The sequence below is a fragment of the Blautia schinkii genome (assembly GCF_013304825.1).
Classification (GTDB): domain Bacteria; phylum Bacillota; class Clostridia; order Lachnospirales; family Lachnospiraceae; genus Blautia_A; species Blautia_A schinkii_B.
This window is the reverse complement of sequence record NZ_JAAWUO010000013.1, coordinates 1-17,879: the sequence shown is the minus strand read 5'-3', so window position 1 is coordinate 17,879 and position 17,879 is coordinate 1. Positions and strand designations below refer to the sequence as shown.

Annotated in this window: 15 protein-coding genes, 1 pseudogene and 1 CRISPR repeat array; of the genes and pseudogenes, 13 read left to right on the top strand and 3 right to left on the bottom strand. The window is 40.0% G+C overall.

All coding sequences use genetic code 11. From position 1 onward, the window contains the following. From moaC to cas2, 13 genes and pseudogenes are all read left to right on the top strand, one after another. Entirely contained in the window at positions 1-480 is a 480-nt protein-coding gene (gene moaC / locus HFM85_RS10805) for a cyclic pyranopterin monophosphate synthase MoaC (protein ID WP_173738154.1), read from the top strand. Further along, positions 477-1,466 (top strand): GTP 3',8-cyclase MoaA, encoded by a 990-nt coding sequence (moaA, locus tag HFM85_RS10800; protein ID WP_173738153.1) that lies wholly within the window; start codon positions 477-479, stop codon positions 1,464-1,466. Before moaC ends, moaA begins: the two co-directional genes overlap by 4 nt. Before the next feature lie 6 nt (positions 1,467-1,472). Further along, positions 1,473-1,961 carry a MogA/MoaB family molybdenum cofactor biosynthesis protein gene (locus HFM85_RS10795; RefSeq protein ID WP_173738229.1) on the top strand — a complete coding sequence of 163 codons (489 nt, stop codon included), beginning with the start codon at positions 1,473-1,475 and terminating at the stop codon, positions 1,959-1,961. Positions 1,962-2,364: 403 nt separating this feature from the next. Further along, positions 2,365-2,772, top strand: a pseudogene (locus tag HFM85_RS16690) (MOSC domain-containing protein); the annotation flags it as partial. Positions 2,773-2,796: 24 nt separating this feature from the next. Beyond that, on the top strand, positions 2,797-3,573 hold the full coding sequence (locus tag HFM85_RS16685) for a TatD family hydrolase (RefSeq protein ID WP_173738228.1): 777 nt from the start codon (positions 2,797-2,799) through the stop codon (positions 3,571-3,573). A 487-nt stretch (positions 3,574-4,060) separates the two neighbouring features. Continuing rightward, positions 4,061-4,783, top strand: a complete 723-nt coding sequence (gene cas6 / locus HFM85_RS10780) for a CRISPR-associated endoribonuclease Cas6 (RefSeq protein WP_173738152.1) — start codon at positions 4,061-4,063, stop codon at positions 4,781-4,783. A gap of 14 nt (positions 4,784-4,797) precedes the next feature. Continuing rightward, entirely contained in the window at positions 4,798-6,510 is a 1,713-nt protein-coding gene (locus HFM85_RS10775) for a Cas8a1 family CRISPR/Cas system-associated protein (RefSeq protein ID WP_173738227.1), read from the top strand. A gap of 2 nt (positions 6,511-6,512) precedes the next feature. Beyond that, on the top strand, positions 6,513-7,394 hold the full coding sequence (gene cas7i / locus HFM85_RS10770) for a type I-B CRISPR-associated protein Cas7/Cst2/DevR (RefSeq protein WP_173738151.1): 882 nt from the start codon (positions 6,513-6,515) through the stop codon (positions 7,392-7,394). Continuing rightward, on the top strand, positions 7,372-8,085 hold the full coding sequence (gene cas5, locus HFM85_RS10765) for a CRISPR-associated protein Cas5 (protein WP_173738150.1): 714 nt from the start codon (positions 7,372-7,374) through the stop codon (positions 8,083-8,085). The genes cas7i and cas5 overlap by 23 nt, the downstream gene beginning before the upstream one ends. Positions 8,086-8,193: 108 nt before the next feature. Next, positions 8,194-10,590, top strand: coding sequence for a CRISPR-associated helicase Cas3' (gene cas3, locus HFM85_RS10760; protein ID WP_173738149.1), 2,397 nt, complete (start codon positions 8,194-8,196; stop codon positions 10,588-10,590). A gap of 9 nt (positions 10,591-10,599) precedes the next feature. Beyond that, entirely contained in the window at positions 10,600-11,094 is a 495-nt protein-coding gene (cas4, locus tag HFM85_RS10755) for a CRISPR-associated protein Cas4 (protein WP_173738148.1), read from the top strand. A gap of 27 nt (positions 11,095-11,121) precedes the next feature. Further along, positions 11,122-12,114 carry a type I-B CRISPR-associated endonuclease Cas1b gene (cas1b, locus tag HFM85_RS10750; RefSeq protein WP_173738147.1) on the top strand — a complete coding sequence of 331 codons (993 nt, stop codon included), beginning with the start codon at positions 11,122-11,124 and terminating at the stop codon, positions 12,112-12,114. A 3-nt stretch (positions 12,115-12,117) separates the two neighbouring features. Next, a complete protein-coding gene (gene cas2 / locus HFM85_RS10745; protein WP_173738146.1) occupies positions 12,118-12,396 on the top strand; it encodes a CRISPR-associated endonuclease Cas2 in 279 nt (92 codons plus the stop codon). 178 nt (positions 12,397-12,574) lie between these two features. Further along, positions 12,575-14,718: a CRISPR direct-repeat array (repeat unit 30 nt; unit sequence GTATTAATAGAAACATAGTGGAATGTAAAG). 130 nt (positions 14,719-14,848) lie between these two features. On the opposite strand, the gene HFM85_RS10740 is transcribed toward cas2, so the two are convergent. From HFM85_RS10740 to HFM85_RS10730, 3 genes are read right to left on the bottom strand one after another with little or no spacing between them, the layout of a single operon-like run. Beyond that, a complete protein-coding gene (locus HFM85_RS10740; protein ID WP_173738145.1) occupies positions 14,849-16,072 on the bottom strand; it encodes a CDP-glycerol glycerophosphotransferase family protein in 1,224 nt (407 codons plus the stop codon). Between the two features lie 3 nt (positions 16,073-16,075). After that, a complete protein-coding gene (locus HFM85_RS10735) occupies positions 16,076-17,101 on the bottom strand; it encodes a zinc-binding dehydrogenase (protein ID WP_173738144.1) in 1,026 nt (341 codons plus the stop codon). Beyond that, the gene (locus tag HFM85_RS10730; RefSeq protein ID WP_173738143.1) at positions 17,102-17,815 is read right to left on the bottom strand and encodes an IspD/TarI family cytidylyltransferase; all 714 of its coding nucleotides are present in this window, start codon (positions 17,813-17,815) and stop codon (positions 17,102-17,104) included. Positions 17,816-17,879 lie beyond the last annotated feature (64 nt).

The following is a 17,879-nucleotide window of genomic DNA, read 5'->3' as shown; positions in this document are numbered from 1 at the left end:
ATGGGATTGAATCATTTTGATAAAAACGGCAATGCTGTTATGGTGGATGTGTCCGATAAACCGGTCACTCACCGTACAGCGACAGCTACCGGTTCCATTCAGGTAAGCCCGGAGATCATGGCTGCGGTAAAAAGCGGAAATGTGAAAAAGGGTGATGTACTTGGTGTGGCCCGTGTGGCAGGTATCATGGGGGTGAAGCGTACTTCTGAGCTGATCCCCATGTGCCATCCACTTCCCATCCAGAAGTGTTCTGTGGATTTTGAAACGGATGAGTATGCGGGAATGATCCGTGTATTTTGCACGGTAAAAACAGAGGGAAAAACAGGCGTGGAGATGGAGGCGCTGACAGGTGTTCAGGTGGCACTTCTGACTATTTATGACATGTGCAAGGCAATTGACAAGCACATGGTTATGTCTGATATCCATCTGGAAGAAAAAACAGGAGGCAAAAGCGGAGATTTCTGCTTTGAGGAAAAATGATAGACAGGTGCGGAAGAAATATTGATTATCTCAGGATTTCCGTAACTGATAGATGTAATTTGCGGTGTATTTATTGTATGCCGGAGGAGGGAGTGCAGCATGTGTCGCGCTCCCTTATTTTGCAGGAAGAGGAAATCTTGAGGATCTGCCGGGTGATGGCAGAGCTGGGTATCCGGAAGATCAAGCTTACCGGAGGGGAGCCTCTGGTTCGTTCCGGAATGCCTCAGCTTGTGGAAAAACTGAAAAATATGACGGGAATCGAGAAGGTGACTCTGACTACAAATGGTGTGCTTCTGAAGGAGCAGATGAAGGATTTTGCCCGGGCAGGGCTGGACGGATTGAATATCAGTTTGGATACGCTGGATGAGGCCTGCAGCAGGAGAATTACCCGGCGTGATGAATTGAATCGGACGCTTGAAGGGATCTCAGAGGCGTTGAAGTATCCGGAGATTTCTCTGAAGATCAACTGCGTGCCCCTTGGGATTCCGGAGCAGGATCTTTGCCGGGTGGCACTTCTTGCCAGGAATCACAGGGTGCATGTGCGGTTTATTGAGATGATGCCCATTGGGATGGGAAAAGAATTTCATGGGGTGTCGGAGGAGGAGCTGTTTGGGATCCTTGGGGAAAAGCTACCACGGTTTTCGCCGTATGTCGGGGAGCCCCTTGGGAATGGACCGTGTCATTATTATGATGTGGACGGTTTTTCAGGAAAGATCGGGTTTATCAGTGCAGTGAGCCATAAGTTCTGTGGGGAGTGCAACCGGATAAGGCTGACTTCCCAGGGGTTTTTGAAAACCTGTCTGCAGTATGCAGCCGGGAGGGATCTTCGGGCAATGATCCGCAGCGGTGGTTCGGATGAGGAGCTGAAGGCGGTGATCCTGGAAGCGTTGGCGGAAAAGCCGGATGGGCATGCTTTTGGAGGCAGCCTGGAGAAACAGAAGGAAGATAAAACGGAGAAGCTTTGTATGGCTCAGATCGGAGGTTGAGTGTTGATGAAAAGAGTTGCTGTGATCACTTCCAGTGATAAGGGTTTCAGAGGAGAACGTGAGGATCTCAGCGGGCCGGCTGTGAAGGAAATCATGGAGGCGGCCGGGTATGAGGTTGTTTCTGTGGAGGTTTTGCCGGATGACCGTGGGATGCTGAGTGCACGGATGGCGGAGATTGCGGATATGGGTTTGGCTGAGCTGATTTTGACTACGGGTGGTACCGGGTTTTCCCAGAGGGATGTAACACCGGAGGCTACGGAGGATGTGATCGAGCGGCGTGTGCCGGGGATTCCGGAGGCTATGCGTGCATTTAGTCTGACGATCACAAAGAGGGCGATGTTGAGTAGAGCTACAGCTGGGATCCGGAAGGGGACGTTGATTGTTAATTTGCCGGGGAGTCCTAAGGCGGTTAGAGAGTGCCTGGAGGTTATTGTGGATTCGCTGGGGCATGGAATTGAGATTTTGACCGGCGAAACTGGAGAATGCGGACGGTAATTATACCTAGACTAACGAACGGACGCCCAACGGAGGCAGGGCCAGGACTGTGACACGCTGCGCGGCCTGTTCGGCTGCGTCGCTGGTTTGCTGCCATTCGTGCTAACTTACTACGCGCATAGCGCTCCGTTCAGACAGAGCACTCGGTGGCAGCAGCTATACTCGCCTCTCGACGGCGGCTCCGCTAACGTCACCGTACTGGCCCTGCCTCCGTTGGGCTGGTTGTTGAGAGTGGTGTAGGTTCTACCGGACATGTTGTTGGTAAGGGACGACTGTGACTGCGTGAGTCTGGTTGTTGAATTCAGTGAATTCTGAGGAATGTGTTGATAGTTGGAAATTAATATTGCTGGTGTGATATATAGGAATAAATTTTGTAGCGATGTGTAATTAATAGGAGTTTGTTATGGGAAAAGTACTTGCGGTTTGTATCAGTGAGAAGAAGGGGACGGAGAAGAGGAATGTCGGGTCTGCGGTTTTTGTGGAGGACTGGGGGCTTGAGGGGGATGCTCATGCCGGGAAGTGGCACAGGCAGGTGAGTCTTCTTTCAAATGAAAAGATAGAGGATTTTCGCGCCAGGGGCGCGGTAGTTGAGGATGGTGCTTTTGGTGAAAATCTGGTCGTGGAGGGGATTGATTTCGCGAAGCTTCCGGTTGGAACGAGATTCCGCTGTGGTGAGGTTGTACTGGAGCTGACTCAGATTGGAAAGGAGTGTCACAATGGCTGTGCTATTTTCCAGAAGATGGGAGAGTGCATTATGCCCCGTGAAGGTGTGTTTACAAGAGTGCTGAAAGGTGGAAAAGTTTCTGTCGGTGACGAGATGACTGTGGATAAAGCCATGATTTTTGATACCCATGCACATTATGATGATGAGGCTTTTGACGAGGACCGTTATGCCATGCTGGATAGTATGCAGGAGAATCGAATCGGGCATATTGTGGATGTGTGTGCTTCTGTGGAACACTTTGACCGGGTTTATGATCTGGTGGAGAAGTATCCGTTTATTTATGGTGCAGTAGGTGTACATCCGGATGATGCAGATAAAGTGGATGCGGCAGTTTTGGATGAGATCCGCAGATATTGTGATAAGGAAAAGACAGTAGCCGTAGGTGAGATCGGCCTGGATTATTACTGGCATAAGGAGAAAGAAGCGCACCTTCTTCAGCAAAAAGTCTTCCGCCAGCAGATGGATATTGCCCGTGAGAAAAAACTCCCGTTTATGATTCACAGCCGTGATGCTGCCGAGGATACGCTGAATATTGTGAGAGAATATATGAAGAATGGAATGTATGGCGGAGTTATCCATTGTTTTTCTTATAGCAAGGAAATTGCAAGGGAGTATCTGAATATGGGACTTTATTTGGGAATTGGCGGAGTGGTGACATTTAAAAATTCACGGAAGCTGAAAGAAGTGGTAGAGTACGCACCATTGAATCAAATCCTGCTTGAAACTGACTGTCCGTATATGGCACCTGTGCCGAACCGTGGAAAGAGAAATAGTTCTCTGTATTTGCCGGAGGTTGTGAAGACTGTCGCAGAGATTAAGGGAGTCAGCTGCGAGGAGGTTGTGGCTGTGACGGAGAGTAATGCGGTGAAGGTGTTGAATTTGATATAGCAGTTATATTATGAAATGAAGAAGAAGTCACTGTATGGCAGATAGAAAATCATCTGTTTACAGCGGCTCCTTTTCAAGTTAACAAGAAACTCACCCGGCAGGCGTGCCATTCTCCTGCATCTCTCAGAGCTGAAAAGAAAGCTCTTGTCAGTACCATCGGCGCGTGGGTGACACGGAAGTTTACCACCACGGGGAGTTTCTTGTTGTGGGTTCCAATATGGGACTATTATAGAAATTAGAATCATGGATTAATGATTAATAATCTAAATTCACATTCCAAAATGGATTGTATCTTTGAGTATTATAAATGATACATACATAAAATTAAAGGCGAATTTTTTAATGCAGATAAATATTTATTATTAACAATAAAAAAACAATCCATTAGAATATTAATCATTTTTGCATTGACTTTATAAGAGACCTATGCTATTTTAGAAGAAAGAAAATACCAATTAATTAACAACTTCCAGAAAGGAGGAACAAGATGAATGAACTAAGATTGGAATTTCAGTTGGAAACAACTGAGATTCCAGCAGAATTGGACATGGTTTTGGTGAGTTTTCTAAAAGCTGCTGTGGAGAATTATTCTCCGGCACTTTTTGAAAAACTCTATAATAAAAATTCGTCCATATTAAAAACTTATGTCTGGGCGACATACTTACCTGGGGCGAGATTTACACAGGAAAAAATATTACTTAATCAGAACAGATTTACTATGACATTTTCAGATGCAGACATAGGCGAACTGATTGAATTTTATAATGCGTTTGTACTTATGAAAGGCAAACCTTACCCTATGAATAAGAATTCCATGCGACTGATATCAATAAAGATACGAAACATCTCAGAAATTCAGGATACAGAACTCATTATAAAAATGAGAAGCGCACTTATTGTCCGTAAACATAATTCTACGGATAATAGTGATAAATATTACACATGTGAAGATCCGGAATTTGGAGAAATGGTGAAGGAAAATTTGAGAATTTTTCTTGAAAAATTGAATCTGGAAATGGATATCAGTGATTTTTCCATAACGCCATTGAAAGGGAAAAAAGTGGTAACAAGGACCTGGGGGCGACTTGTAGATGGAAGTATCGGGGTATATAAGATAACAGGAAATCTGGAATTGTTGAATTTATTGCGCGCTGCTGGGTTGGGAACACGTAGATCATTAGGTAAAGGCATGTGGGAAGTCATATATTAGGGGGGGTTACTAGTATGGAAAAATATGTGATCACTCTTGGTGATTTCCTGAAGAATGCTGGGATTGTAGGATTTCACTACATGCTTGAAACTGCAGGGGCAGAGGAAGGTGTTGATTTTGGCCATTCCGATGATGACCAGGCATTATGGGTCAGCATGGATTTTGCGAAAAATGCAGACTGGACGAATATGTATTTTAAAGCCTTTATCAGGTATTTTGGCCCATTTAGTACGTATCAGGGAATTAAGGATAAAATTCAAACATGTATTGAAAAAATAGAAAATGGAAACTGGGATCCAGGAAAACAGGAAAAAGATGATCTGAAATTTATCAATGAAAAGCTGCAGTCAAATAGCTATCAGGCAGGTTTTGCAAATATTAAAAAGAAAATTAAAAATTCGGAAATCTATGAGAAATTAAAGAAGAATAAACTCAGTGATAAATTGTCATCAGAAGAACTGAAAAACAGGTTAAAAGAGCTTCTGGAGTTTATAAATCAGCCAGAATGCAGTGAAACTTTTGCAATGAAGAGTATTATATATACCTATATAAATCGGTTCTGGAATGGAAAATGTTTTCTCTTGCGTCCGAATGCAAAAAAAGATATGCGAGAGGTGTTTGAAAAAGATTTTTCAGAACCATTTCGAAAGTATCTGAGTGCAGATCATAAGAAGGCAAAAGATCTCTGTATTGATTGTGGGGATCCAATAGGGCCGAAAGAAAAGGTCTCGATAGCATTCATGAATGAAGTTGGAGACGATTTTACAAGAAAACGTTCTGCATTCTGGGACTGTAAAGTGGACGCGTTTCTTTGTCCTGGTTGTGCTTTTATATATGCGCTCAGTCCGTTGGGATTCCGGTTATATGTCAATAAATTTGTTTTTGTAAATATAAATAACAGCATTGGCGCTTTGTTAGATGCGAATTCTAAAATTGGAAGAATTGATCAGGAAGGAGAAAAAACTGAGAACAAGAAATATTCTCAGTGGTTTGCGGAGACGATCAATATTTTACTAAGAGAAAAACAGCAGGAATTATCTAATGTACAGGTTATCTTACGTGGAGTGAGTGCGGATGATAGGTATAGATTAAGTATTATCCACAAAAAAATGCTGGAAATTATTTGCGAATCAAGGGTATCTGATGCTCTGACATCGCTGGCAAAATCTCCATTTACTAAAATCAAAGATAACTTTGTAAATGTACATGAAACTGTAGTTATGAATCTTTTGCAGCATCGAGACCAGTATCAGTTGTTAAATCAGCTTCTTAAAGAAAATATAAAAGAAGAATCAAAGAATTTTTATATATTCTGGGTATATGAAGTACAGTTATGGACGGAGATTGTGTTGACGTATTTAGAGCGTAAAGAAAGAAATGAGAAAGGAAGGGAGCTTTCTATGACTTGTGGAGCTATGAAAAAAAGTGGAGCGGATTTGAGAAAAGCGATTATGACTGCAAAGGGAATGACTTCCAGTGAAGGCCTGAGAGGTATTGAATATCAGTTGTTGAATGCGTTAGCCGTGAGAAATGTAAATAAATTTATGGATGTTGTAATGCGTTTGTACAGTGCGTATGGTTCTAAGAGAAATGAGGATGGACATGAACTTTTGATACCAACGGGATTTGTTCAGATGTTAAATGATAAGCAGAAATTTACGGAATATGGATATGCGTTTGTAATGGGATTAGTAGGATCTTACGAGCCTAAGAAGGAGGAAGCATGACTATGAAAAGAGAAGGTTTAACATTTACAGTAATTTTTCTGGCGGAAAGTGCAAACTATGGAGAAGGAATTGGAAATATTTCATCACTGAAAAAGATGACTAGAGGAAATTACGAAGAGTATTCTTATATTTCCAGACAGGCACTGAGATATAACATGGTGCAGCAGGCAAACTGGGATACAACGCCTGTGGATGGAAAAAGTGGAGTAGTACAGTTTGCTCCTTCTGCAACGATCGAAGATTATCCGGAGATTGATCTATTTGGATATATGAAAACAACTTCTAAAGGAGAAGATCAGAATGGTGGAGCTTCTACAAGAAGTGCAGTTGCCAGACTTAGCAATGCGATTGCACTGGAGCCATTTCAGGGAAATCTTGAGTTTTTGACTAACATGGGACTTGCTGTGAGAGGAAATCTGCAGAACGGAATTGCGCAGAGTGAGATTCATCGTTCTTATTATTCTTATACTATGTCAATAGATCTGGACAGAGTTGGTGTAGACGGCGAGATCAATATTGCAAGAGAGGATAAAGCAGAAAGAGTGAAAGTTCTCCTGGATTCTGTTCATTATTTGTACAGAGATATTAAAGGAAGAAGAGAAAATCTCAGCCCATTATTTATAATCGGAGGCAGATACAGCAGAAAAAATCCATTTTTTGAGAACAGAGTAAAAGTGGATTCAAATAAGATTAATGTAAATACATTACAGGAATTACTTGAGGATGATAATATCAGAAATTACACGTATGCAGGAATTACAGCAGGTATTTTTGATAATGAAGACAAATTAAAAGAGGTATTAAAAGCAGAATCTGTAGGCGCAGTATTTAATCATCTGAAAGAGGAAGTGGAACAGTATTATGGAGAGGGCAATCAGGATTAAATGTTTTCAGAACCTGGTAAATTATAGAAAACCTAGTAGCTTTATTATTAAAGAAACATTTCCTCTTCCGCCATATTCTACAGTTCTTGGAATGATTCATGCGGCTTGTGGTTATACAGAGTTTCATCGAATGAAGCTCTGTATACAGGGAACAAACAGCGGGACAGTATCAGAACTTTACACGAGATATTCATTTTCGGCGGGTACGAAGTATGAAGAAGGGCGGCATCAGATCTGTGTTGAAGATGGAGAAAAATATGGAATTTTCAGAGGTATTGCCAATGTTGAATTGGTTTGTGACAACGATATGGTGATACATGTAATTCCGGAAGAGGAAGATTTTGAGAAGGTATATAATTCTCTGAAATATCCACCAAGATATTTATCGTTGGGACGTTATGAAGATCTGCTGGATATTGAACGGGTGGATATTGTGAATATCCATCAGGAAGATGAAGTGGAAATAAAGAGAGATATGTATATACCGGTGAGCTATGGAATCGAGTTAGGAGACAGACGAGGAACAATATACAATCTCACAAAAGAATATGAAATTACAAAGCAGGGTCTGCGCCGTTGGAAAAAAGAAGGTGGAAGAGTAAAAGCTTATTATTGTTCAGCAAAAACGTCAATAGATGAAGGGGCATATGTGGATGATTTCGAGAAAGATGCAGCATTGATATTTTGCTGATTAGCAATGAGATTGTTCAGTAATGTAATTTGTATTTGAAACGTAGTGGATCACGGATAGGCTTATAAGGAGGCAGAGCAGTTGTTCTGCCTCCGGAAGGAGAAAGCTATGGAGTATTATGCAAAATCCAGAAAGAAGATTTTGGCTCAAGATGAGATTGATAAAATCAGAAATGAACTGGAAAATCTTATAATAAATCTTGAAGATGAATTTACAGAAATGGATCTTAGGATTATTAAAAATAATATAATTCATTTGCAGGATACGAAAGAAGAGGAACAGAAAACGTTAAAGGAACATCAGGACGACATTGTAAGATGCGCAGAGATGTTTTTTTTAGAATACGGAGAATACTTTACAGAAAGAGAAAAGTGTCTGGTTACAGAAGCCAGCAGAATACATGACTGGGGAAAAGCAAATCTGGTTTTTCAGAGATTGGTAAATCCGAATTTGATAAAAAAAATGTATCCGGATATAAAGCGGGATACACAGATTCCGCACGGATTTTTAAGCGCAGTTACCATATCAAAAAAAGAATTTAAAAGATTGTCAGAATTGTTTTCGGAAGAAGATTTTGGACCTTTTATTACAGCTGTATATCATCATCATGACAGGGATGACTGTTATGAAGGATCGGAGATTCGGAAATATGCAGAAAAATATTATTTAAAGCAAATCAAAGAATATCTTGGAAAAGATATTGACAAGTTATATTGCAGCAATTTGAATAAACTGTTATATCGTAATAATATTTATACGCCTAAATTTACAGTAGATTCTAAAATATGGAATGAGTATCTTTTGATCAAAGGGCTGCTCAATAAATTTGATTATACAGTAAGTGCAGGGTACGAAAAGGCAGAAATTGCACCAGATCTGCGGGAGAAAAAATTGAAGAAAAATATAGAAGTTTATCTTCAGAACAAAGAATTACGACCTGCACAGAAATTCATGATGGAACATAAGAATGAAAATCTGGTTATTGTAGCACCTACAGGTTCTGGAAAAACAGAGGCTGCGTTATTATGGCTTGATGGAGAAAAGGGATTTTATACATTGCCGTTAAAAGTTTCTTCTAATGCGATTTATTCTCGAATTAAAACGAATTATTCTTATAGTGATGTTGCATTATTGCATTCAGATAGTATGGCTATGTATCTGAAAGAATTTGATCAGGACGATACAGATATTGATGAAAAGTATGATCGTGCAAGAATGCTGGCACAGCCATTAACGGTTTGTACAGTTGATCAGCTTTTTAAATTTGTTTATAAGGCGTTGGGAACGGAGATTTTGGCTGCAACTTTAAAGTATTCGAAATTAATTTTGGATGAAATCCAGGCGTATGAACCAAGGGTTATCGCAACGATTATTTATGGCTTGAAGACAATACAGGAAATGGGAGGACATTTTGCTATTATTACGGCTACATTTCCTCCTGTTTTAAAGAAGTTCATGGAAAAATATGGGCTATCAGAAGGGCTGCAATATCAGTTTAAAGATTTTACAGAAAAAGAATATCAGTCAGATCAGTTTCCAAGACACAAAATCCGAATTGAAAAGTCGGAGGTAGATATTGAAGAGATATTAGAACAGGGAAGCACTAAAAAAGTTCTGGTTATTTGCAACACTGTTTCCAAAGCACAAAAAATTTATAAAGAAATGCGGGAAAGAACAGAGAATGTAGAACTTTTGCACTCTTGCTATATCAGAAGAGACAGGGCTTTTTTGGAAGAAAAAATTATGCTTTTCTCGGAAGCGGAAAAGCCGGGAATATGGATAACAACACAGATTGTAGAAGCAAGTCTGGATATAGATTTTGATATGCTTTATACGGAAATGTGTACAGCGGATAGTTTTTTGCAGAGAATGGGACGATGCAACAGAAAAGGACGATATATTCCTGAAGAACCAAATATTATTGTGTATGATAATCGAAATGGTGTGGGAAAAGATAGAGTTTATGATTCTGATATGTATGATCGTTCTTTAAGATTTCTTTACGAATATGAAAATATGTTGTTCGGTGAAGAGCTAAAAACGGTTTATATGAACAATGTTTACAATCCGGAAGAAATAACTGAAACGAGCTATTACAAAGAAATCGAAGAATGGTTGAAAAGGTTTTCGACAATTCATCCGGCAGAATATACATCAAAAGAAGCTAAAGTGAGGGATATAAAAAGTATTACTATTGTGCCGGAAGAGATTTATGATAAAAAACAGGAATTGTTTGAATATGGAATAGATTTTTTAAGAAAGCCAAATCTGAGAAAAGAAGTCAGAAGCATTATGAAAAACAGGCTTGAAGACGTAACGTTGAGCATGAGTATTTATAATAAATTTCCCGAAGCAGTAGACAGGGATGTAATTGGAAGTAAAAATGGCAGAAACATTATGAATATTCACAGAGCAGGATATAAATATGATTTTGATCCTGAAAATGGAAAAGGTGCAGGCTTGTTATTAAATGAACAACTGGAGATGGATGGTATATTTATGTAGGTGATAAAAATGGATGAGAGAATCACTGGGGTGATGATTTATTATTATTTCGTTTGTAAACGGAAGTTGTGGTATTTTTGTCATGATATCCGGATGGAGACGGAGAATGAAGATGTAATTTTGGGTAAGATTCTGGATGAGAGCAGTTATAAGAAAAAGGATAAGCATGTAAATATTGATGATATTATAAACATTGATTTTATCAGTGAGAATAAGGAACTGCATGAGGTCAAGAAGAGTAAGGCTGTGGAAGATGCAGGAATCTGGCAGGTGAAGTATTATCTTTATTATTTGCAGCGGCGAGGTGTGAATGGTCTTAAGGGAAAGATTGATTATCCGTTGCTGAAGAAGTCTGTGATCGTTGAATTATCGGAAAAGGATGTGGAAATTCTGGACAGGATTATTGCTGAGATTACGGAGATTAAACATCAGGAAATTCCACCAGCTTCTGGTAATAGGAAATTGTGCAAAAAATGTGCTTATTATGATTTGTGTACCATATAAACTTTGGATTTGTATCGGGGGAAAAGTATGAAGCAAAGTTTTTACGTTTATAATAACGGGGATTTGAAACGGAAGGATAATACACTTCAGTTTACAAATTATGATGGTGAGAAGAGGGATATTCCTATTGAGAGGATTTCGGATATTTATGTTATGTCCGAGATGTCGTTTAATACGGCGTTTATTAATTACATATCACAGTATGGGATTCCAATGCATTTTTTTAACTATTATAATTTTTATACGGGGAGTTATTATCCGAGAGAAAGTCTGTTGGCGGGTCAGCTGTTGGTGAAGCAGGTCAGTTATTATACAGATTATGAGAAAAGACTGGTTCTTGCAAGGAAGTTTATAGAGGCAGCAGCAGATAGTATTTATCGGAATCTTCGATATTATAATGGTCGGGGAAAAGATGTGTCGGAATATTTGAGAGATGTGGATTCTCTTCGTAAACAGCTGGGACGAGTGACGACGATTGAAGAGCTGATGGGAATTGAAGGTAATATCAGAAGAAGATATTATGCTGCGTGGAATGTGATCGTTAATCAGGAGATTCAGTTTGAGAAGCGTGTAATGCATCCGCCAGATAATATGATTAATTCGCTGATTTCTTTTGTTAATACGCTGATTTATACGAAAGTGCTTGGTGAGATTTATCATACGCAACTGAATCCTACAATCAGTTATTTGCATGAACCTGGAGCGAGACGGTTTTCATTAAGTTTGGATATTGCGGAAGTGTTTAAGCCGTTGATTGGTGACAGGTTGATTTTTTCGCTGTTGAATCGGAATCAGATTACGGAAGATAGTTTTACGAAGGAGTTGAATTTTTTGCATTTGAAGAAGGATGCTTCTAAATTGATTGTTTCTGAGCTTGAGAAGCGATTGAAAAAGACTGTAATGCATAAGGAACTTGGACGGCAGGTTTCTTATCAGTATTTGCTTCGGCTGGAGTGTTATAAATTAATAAAGCATCTTATTGGCGAAAAGGAATATGAAGGATTCAGGATATGGTGGTGAGTTATGTATGTGGTTTTGGTTTATGACGTGAGTCAGCAGGAAAATGGCGCAAAGAGGTGGTTGAAGATTTTTAAGATTTGTAAAAGGTATTTGACTCATATCCAGAATTCTGTTTTTGAAGGTGAACTTTCCAAGGCTCAACTGGCGCAGCTGCAGCAGGAATTGAAGTTGTATATTGACGAAGAACTGGATTCTGTGATTATTTTCAAATCACGGCAGGAGAAGTGGCTGGATAAAGAATTCTGGGGACGGAAAGATGATACGACTAGTTTTATTTTATGACTGTCGACCTATGATAAGGAAAAAATCCCGGGAGGTCGACAATGCAGGAATTTTATTGGGGAAATGCGAATTTTGTAGCTCTCTAAAGAAATTTAATTAAATTTAGAAATAATGAAATGACATGGTTGACAGAAAGTGGTAAGATTAGGTTTGTAGAATGAGCGGTTGTGAGTGATGGGTATTAATAGAAACATAGTGGAATGTAAAGACAGCTCCAGCTAGACCACCAGAGTTTCCTCCTGACCCGTATTAATAGAAACATAGTGGAATGTAAAGCGTATCTCTTGACAAGATCACGTTCTTCCCGGCACTGTATTAATAGAAACATAGTGGAATGTAAAGTGATTACTGGAATCCATTCATCAGAAATCCTTTTTGTATTAATAGAAACATAGTGGAATGTAAAGTAGTTATAATCTCCTTTTTGTATATTTACATCAATCTGTATTAATAGAAACATAGTGGAATGTAAAGAATACACCAAACGTGAACAACAGGAACTCCTTGAAGGTATTAATAGAAACATAGTGGAATGTAAAGTATGGAGGCCTGTACGTGTCCACTGTGGACGTTAAAGTATTAATAGAAACATAGTGGAATGTAAAGATCAGCAGACCGATTTTTTTTACAGCACTCCCAAGGCCGTATTAATAGAAACATAGTGGAATGTAAAGGTCTATCTGGCTAAGGAATAGTCCGATGCCTCTTCCGGTATTAATAGAAACATAGTGGAATGTAAAGGAAAGAAAAGGCAGCAAACGAGAAAAGAATCTCTGAGTATTAATAGAAACATAGTGGAATGTAAAGCCAGATATGTCCATGTTGCCCATACATCCCCCGGATTGTATTAATAGAAACATAGTGGAATGTAAAGTTGCTTCTCCTTTCTTACAAGAAGCTTCCCTGAGCAGTATTAATAGAAACATAGTGGAATGTAAAGAGGATTTCAATGACAACCTGTGACACCAGATCGCGTATTAATAGAAACATAGTGGAATGTAAAGATTAATTGTGACGCGTTACTTATTGATGAGTTTTCTGTATTAATAGAAACATAGTGGAATGTAAAGTATGAAACAGGAAAGCATTTAATGAATTGCTTTTACGTATTAATAGAAACATAGTGGAATGTAAAGACCAGTTCTGGTAATTCTTTACACATATCTTTTGCGTATTAATAGAAACATAGTGGAATGTAAAGCTACAGGTTCGATAGCTTTATTCCAACGCGCGTATAGTATTAATAGAAACATAGTGGAATGTAAAGATAAAGATTTTTGGGAGAACGGAATGGAGTTTGAAGTATTAATAGAAACATAGTGGAATGTAAAGAGCGTATATGTTACAACATACAGGTCATAACCTGCGTATTAATAGAAACATAGTGGAATGTAAAGAGATACGTTATCTATGATCTTCTGGTTGTCTTCCGGTATTAATAGAAACATAGTGGAATGTAAAGCTGGAAATCTGGAAATGACATACAAGCTGATTGATGTATTAATAGAAACATAGTGGAATGTAAAGGAGATGAACCTCAACTGCTTTTGTCTTGAGGTTGTCGTATTAATAGAAACATAGTGGAATGTAAAGAAGGTCATAATGGATGGCTTGGTCGAGGCGGCGCCGGTATTAATAGAAACATAGTGGAATGTAAAGTCAGTGCTCGTGTTTTTTCCTGCTGGCTGTGATTAGTATTAATAGAAACATAGTGGAATGTAAAGCATTGAAAGATGCCGCTTTCAGTCCGCTGCTTCTGGTATTAATAGAAACATAGTGGAATGTAAAGACCTTACACGGCAATCTCACAAGTAGTCCCTGTTCTGTATTAATAGAAACATAGTGGAATGTAAAGAGGATGGGCTACCCGTTCAGATATTAATGAGGAATTCGCGTATTAATAGAAACATAGTGGAATGTAAAGACAGGCACATGCATTCTCTGCATAGATGGTCACGTGGTATTAATAGAAACATAGTGGAATGTAAAGTTTTAAATTTGCTGTATGTGTCTAAGGCTTTCGCCGTATTAATAGAAACATAGTGGAATGTAAAGTGTTACGTTGTAAGTTCCGGCCGCAAGTCCTTCTGTATTAATAGAAACATAGTGGAATGTAAAGGCAGAAAATATTCCGCTGGCAGATGGACATCGCCCGGGTATTAATAGAAACATAGTGGAATGTAAATAAATTTTCTTTTGCAGATGCAGGTTTTGATGATTATGGTATTAATAGAAACATAGTGGAATGTAAAGTACATATAATCCTTGGGATACCGTCCTTCTCCTGACATCGTATTAATAGAACCATAATGAAATGTAAAATTTGGTGTGCAGTTCGTACAGTACCAGGCGTTTCGCAGACATTAATAGCTCCATTCTGGAATAAAATCCTCTCAGCACCTGGCTTTCGCTGCCAGCGGCTGAGAGGATAAATAATATTTTAAAAGATCTTTTAATTCTTCCGTACCAACTCCATAATCCTATCCGTAGCACAGCCATCACACGCGGACATAAATTTCTCTCTAAAGACATGAACCTGTTCCTTATCGAACCGTGTGTCAAGATTCTGAATGTAATCAATGATCTCCTCAGTTTCAGTTACGACAGGGCCGGGGGTGAGGTCATCGTAGTTGTAGTAGAAACCTCTCCAGTCGAAGTAATCTTCCAGGTCGTAGGCGTAGAAGATCATTGGGCGTTCGAAAAGGGAATATTCGAAGATCAGGGATGAGTAGTCGGAGATGCAGATATCGCTGACGCAGAGCAGTTTATCGATATCCAGATCTGTTGTTACATCCATTGCGAAATCTTTGCAGTCCTCGGGAATTTCCGGGCGTTTTTTTACGAACGGGTGGTGTTTCAGGAGAAGAATGTATTCATTTCCAAGGGCTTTTTTCATAGCCGGGATGTCGAGGCAGTCAGGGGTTTTGGCTTTTGCGACTCTTCCGCGGAAGGTAGGTGCGTACAGGATTACTTTTTTGGAACGGGCCTGGGGGAATACGGAGTAAACAGATTCCCTGGCATTTTCAATAAAATTTTTATCATAAAAAACATCTGTACGGCTGATTCCGGTTGCTACGATTTCGGTATCAGTACCTTTCAGGTTCATGGCTTCTTCGTAAGCCCAGCTGACTTCCGGACTGCTGACTGTAACGTAGGATAAGTTCCTGTAGTTGGGGAATTTTTCCTGAGTGCGGCGGTCGGCACCAAAGATCAGGTCAGCAGTGCTCATGCCGAATTTCTTAAAAGCACCGCAGGCGTGCCACACCTGAAAGATTCGGCTTCCTTTGCGCAGCGAAATACTGCTTGTGACATCGCAGGCATCATTGAGAAAGATATAATGTGCATCCGCGATATCTTTCAGCATATGCAGGCAGCGGCGGATATAAGCCGGATTATTTGATTTGATGTTCAGAAGATATTCTTCGTGGACCTCATAGCCTTCGTCTTTCATGCGTTTGTAAATAAGCTGAAAAGCATCTGTGATCTTGTCAAAACGTGCTTCAATAAAAACGACTTTATCAGGATTCATCTTTCGGGTAAGCGCGAAAAATTTATAAGTGAAGGGATAAATGACCCGAAAGATCAGAACTTTGCGGGCCATTCGATAGCACTTCTTAACTTTCGATGGCAGTGCCCGGTAGATTTTTTTTAAAACTTTTTTTAAAATCTTCTTCATGTGTTAATTCTCCCAGATCATAATGGTTTTTCCCATAATTTTGTGGATATCGATCTCAAAAGCGCGGGTGATATCCTGAATACTTCTTACATGAATCTCCGCTCCTACGATTTTTTCCAACTGATTGATCAGATCCGGATTTTGATTGTACAGTTTGATAAGACCAAGAAAATCCTCCCGGCCGCTGCGGCTGCTTCCAAAAAGACGAAGACCTTTTTCCAGGATCATGCGTGTGTTGATGGGGGCGAAATCCTCAGAGACCCCCATAATGGATATGGTTCCCTCTGGATTAATATAGTCAATGATCTGATTGATCGCTTTGGAAGAAGCGGCTCCACCCACACATTCGAAAGCATGATCCATGTGAAAATCTTCCGGAATATCTGAAATCAAATATACATCATCTGCAAAAGAAAAATCGTGAAGTTTATATTCGTTGACACCAAAAACGCAGACTTTGGTCTTAGGCAGGATAGCTTTAAGAAGAAGGGAAGTGATATATCCCAGATTTCCATCGCCCCAGACTCCGATCACATCCCTGCGGCTGTGGGAAAAGCGAAGGAATCGCTGGATCGTGTGGTAGCTGACGCTGACGATCTCTGTAAAAGCAGCTACGGACAGGTTGACATCTTCCGGCAAGGCAACAAGACGGTCAGGTTCCATGCTTACATATTCCTGCATAAAACCGTCAAAACCGCTGGCCCGAAACTGACTGCTTCTGAGATAATTTTCTGCAATGATGTCGTCCTTTTCAGTAGGAGTATTAGGAATCATTACAACAAGAGTTCCCTCTTCAAACTGGCCTGTGGGGTCGAAAGCAACCCGGCCGACTGCCTCATGGATGAGAGCCATTGGAAGCTTTTTGCGAAGGATATTTTCTGCGCGGAGACCCTGGTAATAACGTTGGTCAGCATTGCAGATAGACAGGCGGACAGGATGAACAATCACGTGAGATTTATCAAGGGTAATGTCATTAAAGACCAGTTCAAACTGACGTGGTCTGACTAAACGGTAAACAGATGTCAGCATTTATTTCCCTCCCATGATAGCTTCAGCCATGCGGATGTCGGAAGGATATGTGATTTTGATATTTGTAACATCGCCTTCCACAAGATGGACCTTTTCTCCTTTAAGAACAAGGATTTTGCAGGCATCCGTGAGAATTTCTTTTTCTGCGGAAGAAAGACCCGCATAAATATCCCGGAGTTTTTTTGCCCGGAAAGACTGCGGGGTCTGTCCCTGGTACATGGCAGAACGATCGGGAATGCTACTGATGAACTTATGATCCTGGCTTTCTACGATGGTATCTGACGCAGGGATCACAGTGTCGCAGGCACCATATTCCACGGCTGCCTGGATATTCTCCTCGATCATGCGGTGAGATACAAAGGGACGTACGGAATCATGTGTTACAATGATCGTATCGTCATCAAGTCCGAAATTCTCTTCAATGTAGCGGATTGCATTCATGATCGTCTCGTTTCTTGTTGAACCGCCCGGGATAACGATGATGTCGGAATGGTCAGGAATATATTTGCGGATGAGATCTTTTGTATGAGAGATCCATGCTTTCGGAGAAAGTACGATAATTCTGTCAAAAGCAGAATGGATCACGAATTTTTCAATGGTATGAACGATAATTGGCTTCCGGCCGATCTCCATAAACTGTTTCGGGCGTTCTGCATTGCCCATTCGTGTTCCCTGGCCGCCGGCCAGGATAATACCAAAAATATTGTTAGCCATAGATGCTTACCGTTACTGAAAACTTATAAAAAGTTATAAACTTCTATGTTTCATTCCTACTTCA